The organism is Burkholderia lata (assembly GCF_902499335.1).
Lineage (GTDB): Bacteria > Pseudomonadota > Gammaproteobacteria > Burkholderiales > Burkholderiaceae > Burkholderia > Burkholderia lata_B.
Genome location: NZ_CABVQK010000003.1, coordinates 396,990 through 410,379, shown reverse-complemented (window position 1 = coordinate 410,379; position 13,390 = coordinate 396,990). Strand labels below are relative to the sequence as shown.

15 protein-coding genes and 2 pseudogenes are annotated in these 13,390 nt (G+C 66.8%); 13 read left to right on the top strand and 4 right to left on the bottom strand.

All coding sequences use genetic code 11. The annotated features are described in order from the left end of the window. Window positions 1–18: 18 nt before the first annotated feature. Complete coding sequence (locus tag BCO18175_RS09625) at window positions 19–1,179, bottom strand: NAD-dependent formate dehydrogenase (RefSeq protein ID WP_174980383.1); 1,161 nt, start codon at window positions 1,177–1,179, stop codon at window positions 19–21. A 239-nt stretch (window positions 1,180–1,418) separates the two neighbouring features. On the opposite strand from BCO18175_RS09625, the gene BCO18175_RS09620 reads away from it, so the two are divergent. Beyond that, window positions 1,419–2,951: an FAD-dependent oxidoreductase gene (locus BCO18175_RS09620; protein ID WP_174980382.1), complete on the top strand. Its 1,533-nt coding sequence runs from the start codon at window positions 1,419–1,421 to the stop codon at window positions 2,949–2,951. A 37-nt stretch (window positions 2,952–2,988) separates the two neighbouring features. After that, window positions 2,989–3,366: a DUF5594 family protein gene (locus BCO18175_RS09615; RefSeq protein ID WP_174980381.1), complete on the top strand. Its 378-nt coding sequence runs from the start codon at window positions 2,989–2,991 to the stop codon at window positions 3,364–3,366. Between the two features lie 38 nt (window positions 3,367–3,404). Here BCO18175_RS09615 and BCO18175_RS09610 read toward each other — a convergent pair whose 3' ends face one another. Next, window positions 3,405–3,623, bottom strand: coding sequence for a DUF6566 family protein (locus BCO18175_RS09610; RefSeq protein ID WP_011349700.1), 219 nt, complete (start codon window positions 3,621–3,623; stop codon window positions 3,405–3,407). A gap of 220 nt (window positions 3,624–3,843) precedes the next feature. Next, window positions 3,844–5,046, bottom strand: coding sequence for an RNA-guided endonuclease InsQ/TnpB family protein (locus BCO18175_RS09605; RefSeq protein ID WP_174980380.1), 1,203 nt, complete (start codon window positions 5,044–5,046; stop codon window positions 3,844–3,846). Window positions 5,047–5,158: 112 nt separating this feature from the next. Between BCO18175_RS09605 and BCO18175_RS09600 the strand changes: the two are divergent. The 10 genes and pseudogenes from BCO18175_RS09600 to BCO18175_RS09555 form a co-directional block, all read left to right on the top strand. Continuing rightward, window positions 5,159–5,248, top strand: a pseudogene (locus tag BCO18175_RS09600) (IS200/IS605 family transposase); the annotation flags it as partial. Between the two features lie 106 nt (window positions 5,249–5,354). After that, the gene (locus BCO18175_RS09595) at window positions 5,355–5,939 is read left to right on the top strand and encodes a MarC family protein (RefSeq protein ID WP_174980573.1); all 585 of its coding nucleotides are present in this window, start codon (window positions 5,355–5,357) and stop codon (window positions 5,937–5,939) included. A 45-nt stretch (window positions 5,940–5,984) separates the two neighbouring features. After that, the gene (locus BCO18175_RS09590; RefSeq protein WP_174980379.1) at window positions 5,985–6,449 is read left to right on the top strand and encodes a DUF1269 domain-containing protein; all 465 of its coding nucleotides are present in this window, start codon (window positions 5,985–5,987) and stop codon (window positions 6,447–6,449) included. Between the two features lie 93 nt (window positions 6,450–6,542). Continuing rightward, the gene (locus BCO18175_RS09585) at window positions 6,543–6,716 is read left to right on the top strand and encodes a hypothetical protein (RefSeq protein ID WP_174980378.1); all 174 of its coding nucleotides are present in this window, start codon (window positions 6,543–6,545) and stop codon (window positions 6,714–6,716) included. A gap of 193 nt (window positions 6,717–6,909) precedes the next feature. Next, on the top strand, window positions 6,910–8,277 hold the full coding sequence (locus BCO18175_RS09580; protein ID WP_174980377.1) for a sigma-54-dependent transcriptional regulator: 1,368 nt from the start codon (window positions 6,910–6,912) through the stop codon (window positions 8,275–8,277). 244 nt (window positions 8,278–8,521) lie between these two features. After that, on the top strand, window positions 8,522–9,973 hold the full coding sequence (rpoN, locus tag BCO18175_RS09575) for an RNA polymerase factor sigma-54 (RefSeq protein WP_174980376.1): 1,452 nt from the start codon (window positions 8,522–8,524) through the stop codon (window positions 9,971–9,973). Between the two features lie 71 nt (window positions 9,974–10,044). Further along, window positions 10,045–10,234 (top strand): annotated as a pseudogene (locus BCO18175_RS40520) (DUF3008 family protein). 46 nt (window positions 10,235–10,280) lie between these two features. Continuing rightward, on the top strand, window positions 10,281–10,442 hold the full coding sequence (locus tag BCO18175_RS09565; RefSeq protein WP_174949968.1) for a DUF1328 domain-containing protein: 162 nt from the start codon (window positions 10,281–10,283) through the stop codon (window positions 10,440–10,442). After that, window positions 10,439–10,825 (top strand): DUF3022 domain-containing protein, encoded by a 387-nt coding sequence (locus BCO18175_RS09560; RefSeq protein WP_174980375.1) that lies wholly within the window; start codon window positions 10,439–10,441, stop codon window positions 10,823–10,825. The genes BCO18175_RS09565 and BCO18175_RS09560 overlap by 4 nt, the downstream gene beginning before the upstream one ends. An 84-nt stretch (window positions 10,826–10,909) precedes the next feature. Then, on the top strand, window positions 10,910–11,152 hold the full coding sequence (locus BCO18175_RS09555) for a DUF6566 family protein (protein ID WP_174980374.1): 243 nt from the start codon (window positions 10,910–10,912) through the stop codon (window positions 11,150–11,152). Between the two features lie 108 nt (window positions 11,153–11,260). On the opposite strand, the gene BCO18175_RS09550 is transcribed toward BCO18175_RS09555, so the two are convergent. Beyond that, window positions 11,261–11,935 (bottom strand): HAD family hydrolase, encoded by a 675-nt coding sequence (locus tag BCO18175_RS09550; protein WP_174966775.1) that lies wholly within the window; start codon window positions 11,933–11,935, stop codon window positions 11,261–11,263. A gap of 213 nt (window positions 11,936–12,148) precedes the next feature. On the opposite strand from BCO18175_RS09550, the gene BCO18175_RS09545 reads away from it, so the two are divergent. Continuing rightward, window positions 12,149–13,333: a sugar transporter gene (locus BCO18175_RS09545; RefSeq protein WP_174966776.1), complete on the top strand. Its 1,185-nt coding sequence runs from the start codon at window positions 12,149–12,151 to the stop codon at window positions 13,331–13,333. The last annotated feature ends 57 nt before the right edge of the window (window positions 13,334–13,390 follow it).

Below are 13,390 nucleotides of genomic sequence, written 5' to 3'. Positions count from 1 at the left end.
TGGGTGCAGCGCGCAGCGTCACGTCAGCCGGTACGACTGCGCGCCCGTTCCCGCGAGCGTGCCGCCGTCGACGATCAGGTATTCATTGCGGATCGGCTTGCCGTCGAACCAGCATTGCAGGATCTCCAGCGTGCCGGCCGCATAGCGTGCCTGCGCGGACAGCGACGTGCCGGAGATGTGCGGCGTCATCCCGTTGAACGGCATCGTGCGCCACGGGTGATCGGCCGGCGCCGGCTGAGGAAACCACACGTCGCCGCCGTAGCCCGCGAGATGCCCGGACGTGACGGCATTCACGACCGCGTCGCGGTCGACCAGCTTCGCGCGTGCGGTGTTGATCAGGTACGCGCCGCGTTTCATGCGCGCGATCATCGCCGCGTCGAACAGGTGCTCGGTCGACGGGTACAGCGGAATCTGCAGGTTGACGATGTCGACGGCGCCCGCGAGCGACGCGGCATCGGCGTGATACGTGAGCCCGAGTTCCTGTTCGACCGATGCATCGAGCCGGTGGCGCTGCGTGTAGTGCAGATGCAGGCCGAACGGCTTCAGCCGGCGCAGCACGGCGAGCCCGATGCGCCCCGCGCCGACCGTACCGAAGTGCATGCCTTCGACGTCGTAGCTGCGCGACACGCAATCGGCGATGTTCCAGCCGCCTTGCCGCGCGATCGCATGCGACGGCAAGTAGTTGCGCACCAGCGCGAGCGTCGTCATCACCACGTGCTCGGCCACGCTGATGCTGTTCGAGCCGGTGACTTCGGCGACGGTGATGTGCGCGCGGGCGGCGGCGTCGAGATCGACGTGATCGGAGCCGATGCCGGCCGTCAGCGCGAGCTTCAGCTTCGGCGCGCGGGCGATCCGTTCCGCCGTCAGGTACGCGGGCCAGAACGGCTGCGAGATCACCACGTCCGCTTCGGGCAGCCGGCGCTCGAATTCGGAGTCGGGGCCGTCCTTGTCGCTCGTGACGATCAGCGTGTGGCCGTGCGCTTCCATGTAGTCACGCAATCCGAGCGCGCCGGACACCGAACCGACGAGTTCGCCGGGCCGGAAACCGGGCGGGCCGGCCGGTGTCGGCGCGGTTTGTCCGTCCGCGTAGCGCGTGATGACCGGAATCGCATCGCGCACGTAGCGCGGCGGATAGCCGTCCACGGGATCGGGATAGAGCACGCACAGGACGGTGGCCATCGGGTAGCACTCCTGGTGACGGGGGGAAGGCGCGCGGCATGCGGATTGCGCAGGGCCCGCGACATGCGCTGCAGGCGGCTGGCGTGTTGCGCCGCAACGTTGATGACGTTCTACGCCCGTCATGGATCTCGTACAAGCTACAGTCCGTGTTTGCGTGCGCTGCGGGGGCGTCTGTACCTGTTCTTTTCATGAGGGACGCCGATAATGGGATCGTTACCTGACTCTGCGGGAGCGATGTCATGTCCGGAAGCGATTCCTCGTCTTCACGTCCCGATCTCACGCAAGGCATCGCGCTCGACGATCTCGCCGACGGTGCAATGATCGAGGGCCATGTCGGCGACGCAGCGGTGCTGCTCGTGCGCCGCGCCGACGAACTGTTTGCCGTGGGCGCGCAGTGCCCGCACTACGGCGCGCCATTGGCCGACGGCCTGCTGGAGGGCGATACGATCCGCTGCCCGTGGCATCACGCGGCGTTCTGCCTGCGCACCGGCGAGCTGCTGCGCGCGCCGGCGCTCGACGGGCTGCCGTGCTGGCGCGTCGAACGCCGCGACGGCCGCGCTGTCGTGCTCGATGCGCGGCCGGCCGCCGCGCTGCCCGCGCTGAATGCGGCCGGACTGCCCGCGTCGGTGGTGATCGTCGGCGGCGGGGCCGCTGCGATCGCGGCTGCCGTGACGTTGCGGCAGGAGGGCTATCCGCATCCCGTCACGCTGCTCACCGCCGATGCCGATCCGCCGTACGACCGGCCGAACCTGTCGAAAGACTATCTCGCCGGCACGGCCGACGCCGACTGGCTGCCGCTGCGTGCGCCGTCGTTTTATGCGGACCATCGCATCGACGTGCGGTGCGGTGCGCGTGTCGCGCGGATCGATCCCGCGCGGCAGGCGGTCGAACTGGCCGACGGCAGCCGCGTCGGCTACGGTGTGCTGCTGCTTGCAACGGGCGCCGAGCCGAACCGGCTGACCGTGCCCGGTGCGGATCTGCCGCACGTGTGCGTGCTGCGCTCGCGTGCCGATTGCGATGCACTGATCGGCAAGCTGAAAACGGCACGTTGCTGCGTCGTGGTCGGCGCGAGCTTCATCGGGCTCGAAGCGGCCGCCGCGTTGCGCACGCGCGGGCTCGACGTGCGGGTCGTCGCGCCCGATGCGCATCCGATGGCGCGCGTGCTCGGCGAAGCGCTCGGCAGCACGATCCAGGCACTGCACGAGTCGCACGGCGTCGTGTTCCATCTCGGCGCGACGCCCGCGCAGATCACGCCGGACAGCGTGACGCTGTCGACCGGCGACGTGCTGCCGGCCGATCTCGTGGTGGTCGGCATCGGCGTTCATCCGAATGTGGCGCTCGCGCAGGACGCGGGGCTGGCCGTCGAGCGCGGCGTGACGGTCGACCGCTTCCTTCAGACGAGTGCGCCCGGCATCTACGCGGCCGGTGACATCGCGCGCTGGCCCGATCCGCTGACGGGCGAGTGGATTCGCGTCGAGCACTGGGTCGTCGCCGAGCGGCAGGGTATCGTCGCCGCGCGCAACATGCTCGGGCAGCAGCGGCCGTTCGACGCGGTGCCGTTCTTCTGGAGCCAGCATTACGACCTGACGATCAACTATGTCGGGCATGCGGAGCAATTCGATCGTGTCGAGATCGATGGCGACCTCGGCGCGCACGATTGTTCGATCGCGTACTGGCGCGGCAACACGCGGCTCGCGGTCGCGACGATCGGCCGCGATCTCGACAGCCTGAAGGCGGAAGCGGCATTCGAGCGGCAGATTGCCGCCGCGTGACAGCGGCGTGACGACATGATTCGAACCCGGAGGCAAGATGAATCCCGATGTCCGTACACGTTTCGAAACCGAGTTTGCGCCGCGCATCGCGGCGCGCGTGCTCGGCCTGTATCAGTCCGGCGAAGTGAGGGTGAACGTCGTGCCGCATGACGGGCAGGGGAGCCCGACCTGTGTCGACGTGATCGGCCTCACGTCGACGGTCGGGCTGCCGAACCGGCTGAACGCGCGGCTCGCGTGGCGCGACGATGCGATCGACGCGCTGCTGGCCGAGCCTGATCGTAGCCGCTTCGATCGCTATCTCGCGGCGCTGCCGGTCACGATCGAACGCTGGCAGATGGAACTGCCGGTCGACTTCAGCACGCGGACCCAGCGCGATCGCGAGATCCTGATCGGCGATCTGGATTTCGATGCGTGAAACGCGTCGCCCAATGCGTGCCGATGAACCGGTGGACGTTACCGGTCGCGTGTCTTGATGATCACGCGGCCCTGGTCGATGCCGCCACGCAGCGCTTCGTCGCACGTGAGCCATTCGGGGGTGACGAGCTCCGGTGCCGGAAGGTCGACCGGCGCGCCGTCGCGGAAGATCCGCACCTGGGCGACCCACGCGCCGTTCGCGTTGCGCGTCGCGTCGACGCGAATTTCGTGATCCATGAAGGTGTCGGTGGCTTGCATCGGTCGGGGCCCTCCGTCGTGCGTGAACGCGGTGCGTCGATCGTAGCAGCATGGCGCGCGCCGTGCATCGGAAACCATGCGGAACCTGCGCACGATTCGAAGCACGTTTCGTCGCGCGAGACGGGAGCCAGCCTGTGGCCTTCGACCTGACCTTTTCCTTGACATCCTCCCCGCCTGAAGACGGGAGATTCCTACCGCGTTTGAAACGATGATGCTTGTCTCAGATCGCCTCGGCGGGTTCCTGCTTCACGGAGCGGCCCGACTGCACCGGCTCTCCACAGGCTGCAACGCGGTGTCCACGCGCCAGAATGTTCAGAGCACCGACGACATCGGCGTTCTCCTCGTAACTGCATTCGACACAGGCGAATTTTTCCTGCGTGGTCCGGTTATCCGCACTCACGTATCCACAAGCCGGACACGTCCGGCTTGTATTCGCGGGCGGAACCGCCACCAGCCAGCCGCCATTCCAGGCCAGCTTGTATTCCAACTGCCGCCTGAACTCGAACCACCCTTGGTCGAGGATGGCCTTGTTCAGACCGGACTTGGCCCGAACATTTTTGCCAGGCGCATCGGTGCTGCCTGCCGCCGACCTGGACATATTCCGAACCTGCAAGTCCTCGATACACACCATCGCGTGGTTTTTGCTGATCGTGGTCGTGGCCTTGTGCAGGTAGTCGCGGCGAGCATTGCCGATGCGCGCATGGATGCGCTGGACTCTGGCCTTGGCTTTTATCCAGTTATTGCTGAACTTGACCTTGCGGCTCATCGCACGTTGGCATCGGCGCAGACGAGCCTCATGTTTCTTGAAACTGTTGAGCGGTGCGACAAACGTGCCGTCGCTCATTGTGGCGAAGCGGGCGATGCCCACATCGATGCCGATCACGCTGGTGGCATGGGGCACCGGCTGCTCGACCTCCCGCTCGGTCTGGATCGAGACACACCACTTGCCCGCGTTGAAGCTGACCGTTGCGTTGCGCAGTTCGCCCGGCACGGGACGCGACAACCTCAGCCGCATCCAGCCCAGCTTGGGCAGGAAAATGCGCCCATTGGGCTGGTCGAGCCTGAATTGCTTGGGGTCCGGGTAGCGAAAACTGTCGCGCTGGCCGCACTTCTTGAACTTCGGAAACGCCGCTCGCTGGGCGAAGAAGTTCTTGTAGGCCCGCTCCATGTCCTTGAGAGCCTGTTGCAACGGGTGAACGGGTGCGTCCTTGAGCCATGGCGTTTCGCCTCCGTTACGCCACTCCGTCAGATGCTTGGCCATTGCTACGTAGCCAATGAACTTGCCGCCCGCCTCGTAGTTCTCCTTCTGCAACGCCAGTGCCTTGTTGTAGACGAACCGGCACGATCCGGCGAAGCGGCGCATATCGCGCTGCTGCTCGCCGTTCGGCATCAGTTCGAACTTGAAGGCCTGGAGTCGTCGCATCGGACGATTGTATGTCTGGCCCACAAGAGCGAGTCAAGCCATTCGACGTGGTCGCAACTACGTCTTTCAAGTGCTACTCGAGCATTCGTAAAAAGTTGTGGGGCGGCGCGCGGGGTCTCTGTCTTACTTTGCCGGAAGTTGTGGCGGAGCGCCTGTCGAAATCGTTCGCAAATACATCGACCAACAGAAAACGCCCCGCTAGCCGCCCGAAAGGACCCCTACGACGTCCGCGCTATCCTTCCCTGCCCCCTGAAGGACGAGGTTTGACGCGCATTCAGATCAAGGTGTTCGCGGCGCTGTTCGCGATCATGAACCCGATTGCAAACATCCCTGTGTTCCTGTCGCTGACGGAAGGCGCGGCGGACGGCGTGCGCCGCAAGGTCGCGCTCACGGCGGCGATCGGCGTGACGGCCGGCTGCATCGTGTCGGCCGTCGCGGGTGGCGTGATCCTGCATGTGTTCGGCCTGACGATCGACGATTTTCGCCTCGCGGGCGGGCTGCTGGTGCTGCTGATCGCGCTGTCGATGCTGCACGGCGCGCCGAGCCGCCAGCATTCGCCGGGCGACGACGAAGGCGCCGACCCGGCGGCGGCAGAGAGCGTCGCAATCTATCCGCTGACGATCCCGCTACTCGTCGGCCCCGGCACGATCGCGACGATGATCGTGCTCGGGCACAGCGCGTGGTCGACCGGGCAGGAACTCGCGTTCGCGCTCGGGCTCGCCGCGTTTCTCGTGCTGCTGGCCGTTTCGCTGCTGTCCGCGCCGCTGATCGGCCATTACCTGTCGCCGCGAGTGACGGCGGTGACACAGCGCCTGATGGGGATGATTCTCGCGGCGATCGCGATGCAGATGATCGTCGCGAGCCTGAAGGCAGCGTTCGGGCTGCCGCATTGAGCGCGGCGCATCCCGAACTGGCCACCTGATTTCACGGAGTCGCTGATGAATACGCTGATTGTGTTGTCCTATCCCGACCTCGCGGCGGCCCATCGCGCGCTTGCCGAACTCGATACGTTGCGCGACCGGCACGTCGTTGCGCTGTCGGGTGTGGCGATCGTCGAGTGTGCAACCGATGGCCAGTTGCGCGCGCATGCGGTAGACCCCGGCCGCACGCCGCCAGGGTCGCTGCTCGACAGCGTGGTCGAGCACATCGAATCGTCGCTCGATGCATGGCGCGAGAAGCCGGTGGACGACGCACTGATCGACCGTGTCGCGCGCAAGGCGCGCCCCGGCACCGTATCGCTCGGGCTGGCCGCGACGCAACTCGACATCTACGCGCTGAGCGCGGCGCTCGCCCCGTTCGGCGGAGAAGTGATCGACACGACGCTGTCGATCGACGACGAACTGAAACTCGTCGAAGCGATTTCGAAAGCGCGCGACGGTGGCAGTCAGGCAGCGACCGACTGACTGACGAAGCGCACAGGGCGCGCGGCGTGCGACGCTTGAATCGGCAGGGTCTGAAGCGAACGTAAGCCGTCGAACCACCAGGTATCGTCGCCAATGGATTTCGACATGCGAAAAGTCAGGCCGGAAAGTTTGACCGCATCCGTCTCAGAAGTGCGCAAAAGATGTGATCACGATGACTTCACGCCGCATGATCCGCTCGAAAGCGGCGACGTTCTTACCGATCGCGATGCATTGAATCTGGCAATGCAGGTGACCTGCGCGGATTGATTTATTCGATGATCGGCGAATGCGCGACATCGCTCTTCTATACTGAAAGGGACTGCTTTTCACGGGAGGACAGCCAGTCGGCACGAGTACATCGATCATGCCGTATCGTCGTGCGATCGGTGGCCGGACTTCGCTGCAACCCGCCGCGGTCACGGCGGATACGCGCGCCGGGGCCGCTTCACAAGGAGCCACGATGCCCTACGTCCTGATCGTCGAAGATGACGCCGACACGCGGACGATGCTTGCGGCGCTCGCGCGTACGCAGCAGCTTTCATGCGATACGGCCGCGACGCTCGAAGAAGCGCGCACGCTCGTCACGACGCATACCCCCGATCTCGTGCTGTGCGATCTCGTGCTGCCGGACGGCAACGGGATGGAATTGTTCGATGCGTTGCCGAAGCATTCGCACTGCGAAATGGTGTTGACCACCGGCCACGCCAGCCTCGAAACCGCGATCGACGCATTGCGGCGCGGCGCGACCGACTACCTGGTGAAGCCGCTGAACATGCAGCGGCTGAACAGCATCTTCGCGCGCGTGCCGCGCACCACGGCGCTGCACGAGGAAATCGCCGAGCTGCGCTCGGAATTGCAACGCCTTGGCCGCTTCGGCCGCATGCTCGGCAGTTCGCCCGCGATGCAGGCCGTCTACGACGCGATCGGCCGGGTTGCCCGCACCGAGGCGTCGGTGCTGCTGACGGGCGAGTCGGGCACCGGCAAGGAGCTGGCCGCGCAGACGGTGCACGACTTGAGCCTGCGCCGGCGCGGCCCGTTCCTCGCGGTGAACTGCGGCGCGATCGCCGCGAACCTCGTCGAGAGCGAGATGTTCGGCCACGACCGTGGCAGTTTCACGGGCGCGGAGCGCCAGCACAAGGGCTTCTTCGAACGCGCGGACGGCGGCACGCTGTTGCTCGACGAGATCACCGAAATGCCGCCCGAATCGCAGGTCAAGCTGCTGCGCGTGCTCGAGACGGGGCGCGTCACAAGGCTCGGTTCGACGCGCGAGATCGACGTCGACGTGCGCATTGTCGCGGCGACCAATCGCGATCCGGAAGCCGCGATGGCGGACGGCAAGCTGCGCCCCGACCTGTTCCACCGGATCAACGTGTTCCCGATCCCGCTGCCGTCGCTGCGCGAGCGCGGCGACGACATCCCGATGCTGGCCGATGCGTTCCTGCAGCAGTTCAATGCCGAAAGCGGCCGGAACCTGCGCTTCGCACCGGCCGCACGCGAAGCGCTGAAGACCTACGCATGGCCGGGCAACGTGCGCGAGCTGCGCAACTTCGTGCAGCGCGCGAGCATCTTCAGCGACGCCGACCTGATCGATACGCTGCCGCCGCCGATCATGGACGAACTGTCGAACCTGGCCGATTCGCACGAGGATCGCGTGACCGTGCCGTTCGGCACGCCGCTCGAGGAAGTCGACCGGCGGCTGATCCTCGGCACGATCGCGCAATGCGGCGGCGTGAAGGCGCAGGCGGCCGAGGTGCTCGACGTCAGCCTGAAGACGATCTACAACCGGCTCGCGCAGCTCGAAGACGAAGCGGACAAGTCGGAATCCTGATGCCGCCGCGACGGCGCGCGCGCGACCTGCCGGATCCGCATGCGATCTCGGTCGACTGGGTCGGTGCGCGAAATGCGTGCCCAAAACTTGCCGTGGGCTTGTAAAAAAAGAACAGTCCCGGCATGCGCATGGGGAGAGGCGAACTCGCTCGCACCGCGACGCATGGCGATCGGCCCGGCTGGCATGAAAGCTGCCTGAATGCTGTATCCGAAGCGAAACCCGAGAAACGTCAGGAGGGCCATCGATGTCCGTCACGCTAGCGCTGCAGATGCGTCAGCATCTCGCACTGACGCCGAGGCTTCAGCAGTCGTTGCGGCTGCTGCAGTTGTCGTCGCTCGAATTTCAACAGGAATTGCGGCAGGCGCTCGACCTGAATCCGTTTCTCGAAGACGGGCAGGGCGACGAGGCGGCCGCCGCCGAGACGCCGGAGCAGGGGGCCGAAATCGCCGCGCCCGAAGCGGTGCCCGAATCCGTCGTCGTGGGCACGCCGGCCGGCGAGATGCCCGACGCACCCGAGGTACCGCTGACGGCCGCACCCGCACCGCGAGGCACGAGCCGCCAGGGTGATGATGCGGGTGGCCTGTCGCCCGGGGAATGGATGGCTGCGGAGCCATCGTTGCATCAGCAACTGCACGATGCGCTGCGGCTCTACCCGCTCAACGACCGCGACCGTGAAGCCGCGCGCCTCGTGATCGACGCGCTCGACGACGACGGCTACCTGCGCCAGGCACTGCCTGAACTGCTGGTCGCGGCCGACCCGGCGCTGCTGCTCTCCGAGCAGGATCTCGCGATCGCGCTGCGGCTCGTGCAGATGCTCGACCGCCCGGGCATCGCCGCGCGCTCGCTGTCCGAATGCCTCGTGCTGCAGCTCGACGCGATCCCGACCGGCACGCCGGCACTCGCGGAAGCGAAGGCGATCGCCCATGAGCATCTGGAACGGCTCGCGCGGCGCGAGACGGCCGAGATCCAGCGGCGCATCGGCTGCAAGACGCAGGCGCTGCATGCGGCCTTTGCGCTGGTGCGCGGGCTCGACCCGCGTCCCGGCAATCACTACGGCAGCACGCACGGCGACTACGTGGTGCCCGACGTGATCGTGCGTCAGGTGCGCGACGAGTGGATCGTGACGATCAACCCGGCCGTGCTGCCGCGCGCGCGCGTGCACGAACGCTATGCAACGCTGTTCGCGCAGTCGAGCGGCGAGCGCGATTCGCCGCTCGGCCAGCAATTGCAGGAAGCGCGCTGGCTGATCCGCAACGTGCAGAAGCGCTTCGATACCATCCAGCGCGTCGGCGAATGCATCGTCGCGCGGCAGCGCGATTTCTTCCGTTACGGCGAGATCGCGATGAAGCCGCTCGTGCTGCGCGACATTGCGGAAGCGCTCGACCTGCACGAATCGACCGTGTCGCGTGCCACGGGCAACAAGTACATGGCCACGCCGTACGGCACGTTCGAATTCAAGCATTTCTTCCCGCGCAAGCTCGAGGCAGCCGGCAAGGGCGTGTGCTCGGCAGCGGCCGCGAAGGTGCTGATCCGCGACATGATCGCCGCCGAGCGGCACGCCGATCCGCTGTCCGACGTCGCGCTTGCGCACCAGCTCGAGGGCCGCGGCATTCTGCTGGCGCGCCGCACGGTGACGAAATATCGGCAGGCGATGAAGATTCCGCCGGCTGACCTGCGACGTCGCGATGCCGCATGACGGCTGCGCGGCGATGCAAGCGCGCGTGCCGGCGTCGCGTCGACGTGTGCACCGACGACCGGAGCGCAACCATGCCGGCCATATCGCAGGCGCCGGCAGCTTGCGGCAGGAGCCGCGCTGTCGGCCAGACGCGGTCAGTCGAATACCAAGGATCTCAAGCCACCGGCGAAGTCGATGGCCAGATCGATGAGCGAAAAGGAACGCGAAAAAATGGCATCCACCCCGACGCGCGGCAAGCCGGAGCGCAAGTACGATGCGTGACCGGCGACGACGTGTCCTGACGACTGCTGCCATCCAGGAGGTATCCATGCTTCGATACGCAGTCATCTTTTTCATCATCGCGATCGTCGCGGCCGTGCTCGGCTTCGGCGGTATCGCCGCCGGTGCGGCGGAAATCGCGAAGATCCTGTTTTACATCTTCATCGTGATCTTCCTGGTCACGCTGTTGCTGGGTATCGTTCGACGATGAGCCGCGCGTCCAGCCGGTCGCGGTGCGTCGCGGAACTCGAGCGCGCGCTTGCGAACGGTTTCCCGTCGGAGTCGACTGTCGTCGTGCATGCGGACGACGCATCCGGACGGCCGACGATCCAGGTCGCGTGGGTGCGCGAGCCGACCGAGGACAACGCGCGCGAATGGCGCTGCGCGGTCGACCTGCGGTTCGACGCGGATGCGATCGGACGTTACGCATCGCTCGACGCGGCGGGCCGGCTGCGCGTGCGCACGCACCTGTGCGACCTCGCGCGGCGCGCGGTGGACGAGCGCAAGCCGCGTGTCGGGGATGCCGCGATCGAATGCAATGTGGCGCTCGATGTGACGTGCGTCGAACTGGACGCGGCGTTGCGCGCGCCCTGACGCGGTTGCCGAGTCTGGCGTCGCAGTAGCCGGGGGGCGGCGCGTATTTTGCATCGTCATTGCAGACGAGCACTGGAGGCCATCGTGCAGAATCAACAGGATGCACAGGTTCGCGACCCGTATCGTGGCCACGAGATCTGCGTGTGGGCGCGGCGCAATGATAGCGGCGCGTGGCGCGACGAGGTGCAGGTGTATGTCGGCGGCGAGCGCGTCGAGCTGGGCACGCCAGCCGCCGCCGGCCCGGACTGGCTGACCGAGAGCGAAGCGCTGCTCGCGGGCGTCGAGCGTGGCCGCTATCTGATCGACAAGCGTATCGACGACGATTGAGCCGCGCGGCGGCCGCGTATCGTTACCGCGGTGGCGGGCCGGTGATCGTTCACAGTCTGGCGAAGCCGACGGCGATCCGGCGAAGGTGCCGTCGGCGAAGCAGGCGTTTCAGGGCCGCGCCGCAATCTCGTCGAGATGCCACAGCAGGTCGGCCGGATCGTCGTACACGCGCAGCGCGCCCGCGCGTTCGAGTTCGTCGCTGCCGTATCCGCCCGACAGCAGCCCGACGCCGAGCGAGCGGCAGCGGGCAGCGGCCAGCATGTCCCAGATGCTGTCGCCGACCACGACCGTGTGTTCGATCGGCACGTTCAGTTGTGCGGCAGCCGTCAGGAACAGGTCCGGGTCCGGCTTCGCGTACTTGACCTGGTCGCGCGTGACCACGACGCTCTTCGCCGGATCGACGCCGAGCGCCTCGAGATTGATGGCGGCCGTTTCCATCCGCCCGCTGGTCGCGATCGCCCAGCGGATGCCGGCTGACGACAGCGCGGCCAGCAGTTCGCGCGCGCCCGGCAGCGGCCGGACCTGCGCGCGCAGCCGCTGGTACGCGGCCGCATGGAGGCGCGCAAGCCGCTCGACGCGCTCGGCGTCGAGGTCGCCCGACGTCTCGCGCAGCAGCTGATTCAGGAACAGGCCGCCGCTCATGCCGATCTTGCGGTGGATGCGCCACACCGACAGTTCGATGCCCTCGGCATCGAGCGCTTCCTTCCACGCGAGCACGTGCTGATAGACGCTGTCGACGAGCGTGCCGTCGAGATCGAACAGAAAAGACGTTTCAATGCGCATGTGAATCTCCTGGCTCGGTAAGGTTCGAGCGAACGGGTCGTGAAAAGCCGGTCCGCACATTATCGGCGCACGGCCATGTCATGGCGATGTCCCGCGACCAACCGACGCCCCCCGCGCCGCGCCGTGTCATGCGCCGCTGGTACAATCGCGGCGATCGCCGGGCCGGGTTCTCCGTGCCGCGCGCCCCCAACCCTCGTCTCGTCGATTCCAGGCATGGCCACACCGGACGCCGTCAGTTCCAAGCACTCGTGGTGGGGCGTACTGGCCCTGGCACTCACCGCCTTCATCTTCAATACCACCGAATTCGTGCCCGTCGCGCTGCTCAGCGCGATCGGCGACAGCCTGCACATGCAGCCGACCGACGTCGGCCTGATGCTGACGATCTACGCGTGGGCCGTGGCCGTCGTGTCGCTGCCGCTGACGCTGGCCACGCGCCATGTCGAGCGCCGCAAGCTGCTGACGGGGGCGTTGCTGGTGTTCATCGGCAGTCACGTGGTGACCGGCGTCGCGTGGAATTTCGCGGTGCTGATGGTCGGCCGGCTGGGCATCGCTTGCGCGCATGCGGTGTTCTGGTCGATTTCCGTGCCGCTGGCCGTGCGGCTCGCGCCGAGCGACCGGAAAAGCCGCGCGCTCAGCCTGCTGGCGATGGGCACGGCAATCGCGATGGTGGCCGGCATTCCGCTCGGGCGCGTGGTCGGCGAGACCTTCGGCTGGCGGGTCACGTTCCTGATCATCGCCGGCGCGGCGGGCGTCGCGTTGCTGCTGCTGCGCGCGACGTTGCCGGTATCGCCGAGCCAGGGCGCCGGGTCGCTCAGCAGCATCGGCGTGTTCCTGCGCAAGCCCGCGCTGGTGGCGCTGTACGCGATCACCGTGCTCGTCGTGTCCGCGCACTTCACGTCGTACACGTACATCGAGCCGTTCGTCCAGAGCGTCAATCATGCGAGCAGCAGCCGGATTACCTACGTGCTGATCTTGTTCGGCGTCGCCGGCATACCGGCCGCGATCTGCTTCAACCGCGTCTATCCGCACCGGCCGGACGACTTCCTGCTCGGGTCGATCGTCGCGCTGGCAGGATGCCTCCTGATCCTGTTCCCGTGCGCGCTGAACATCGTCACGCTGTCCGTGCATACGCTGGTCTGGGGCGGCGCGATCGTCTGCTTCGGCCTGGCCATGCAGGCATGGGTGCTGAAGCTGGCGCCGGAGGGAACCGACCTGGCGGTGTCGATCTTCTCCGGGCTGTACAACGTCGGTATCGGCGCCGGCGCGCTGATCGGCAACCATATCGCCAGCGACTTCGGGCTGCCGTGGGTCGGCACGTTCGGCGGCGTGGTCGGCGCGGTTGCGGTCGGGATCGCGTGGCTTGCGTTGCGGCTGCATGCGAGGCAGGCGGTGGCGTAGCCGGCGCCGGGTTGCGGCGCGCGGCGCAGGCGGCCACCGCCCGGCCTCGCTTTTCGC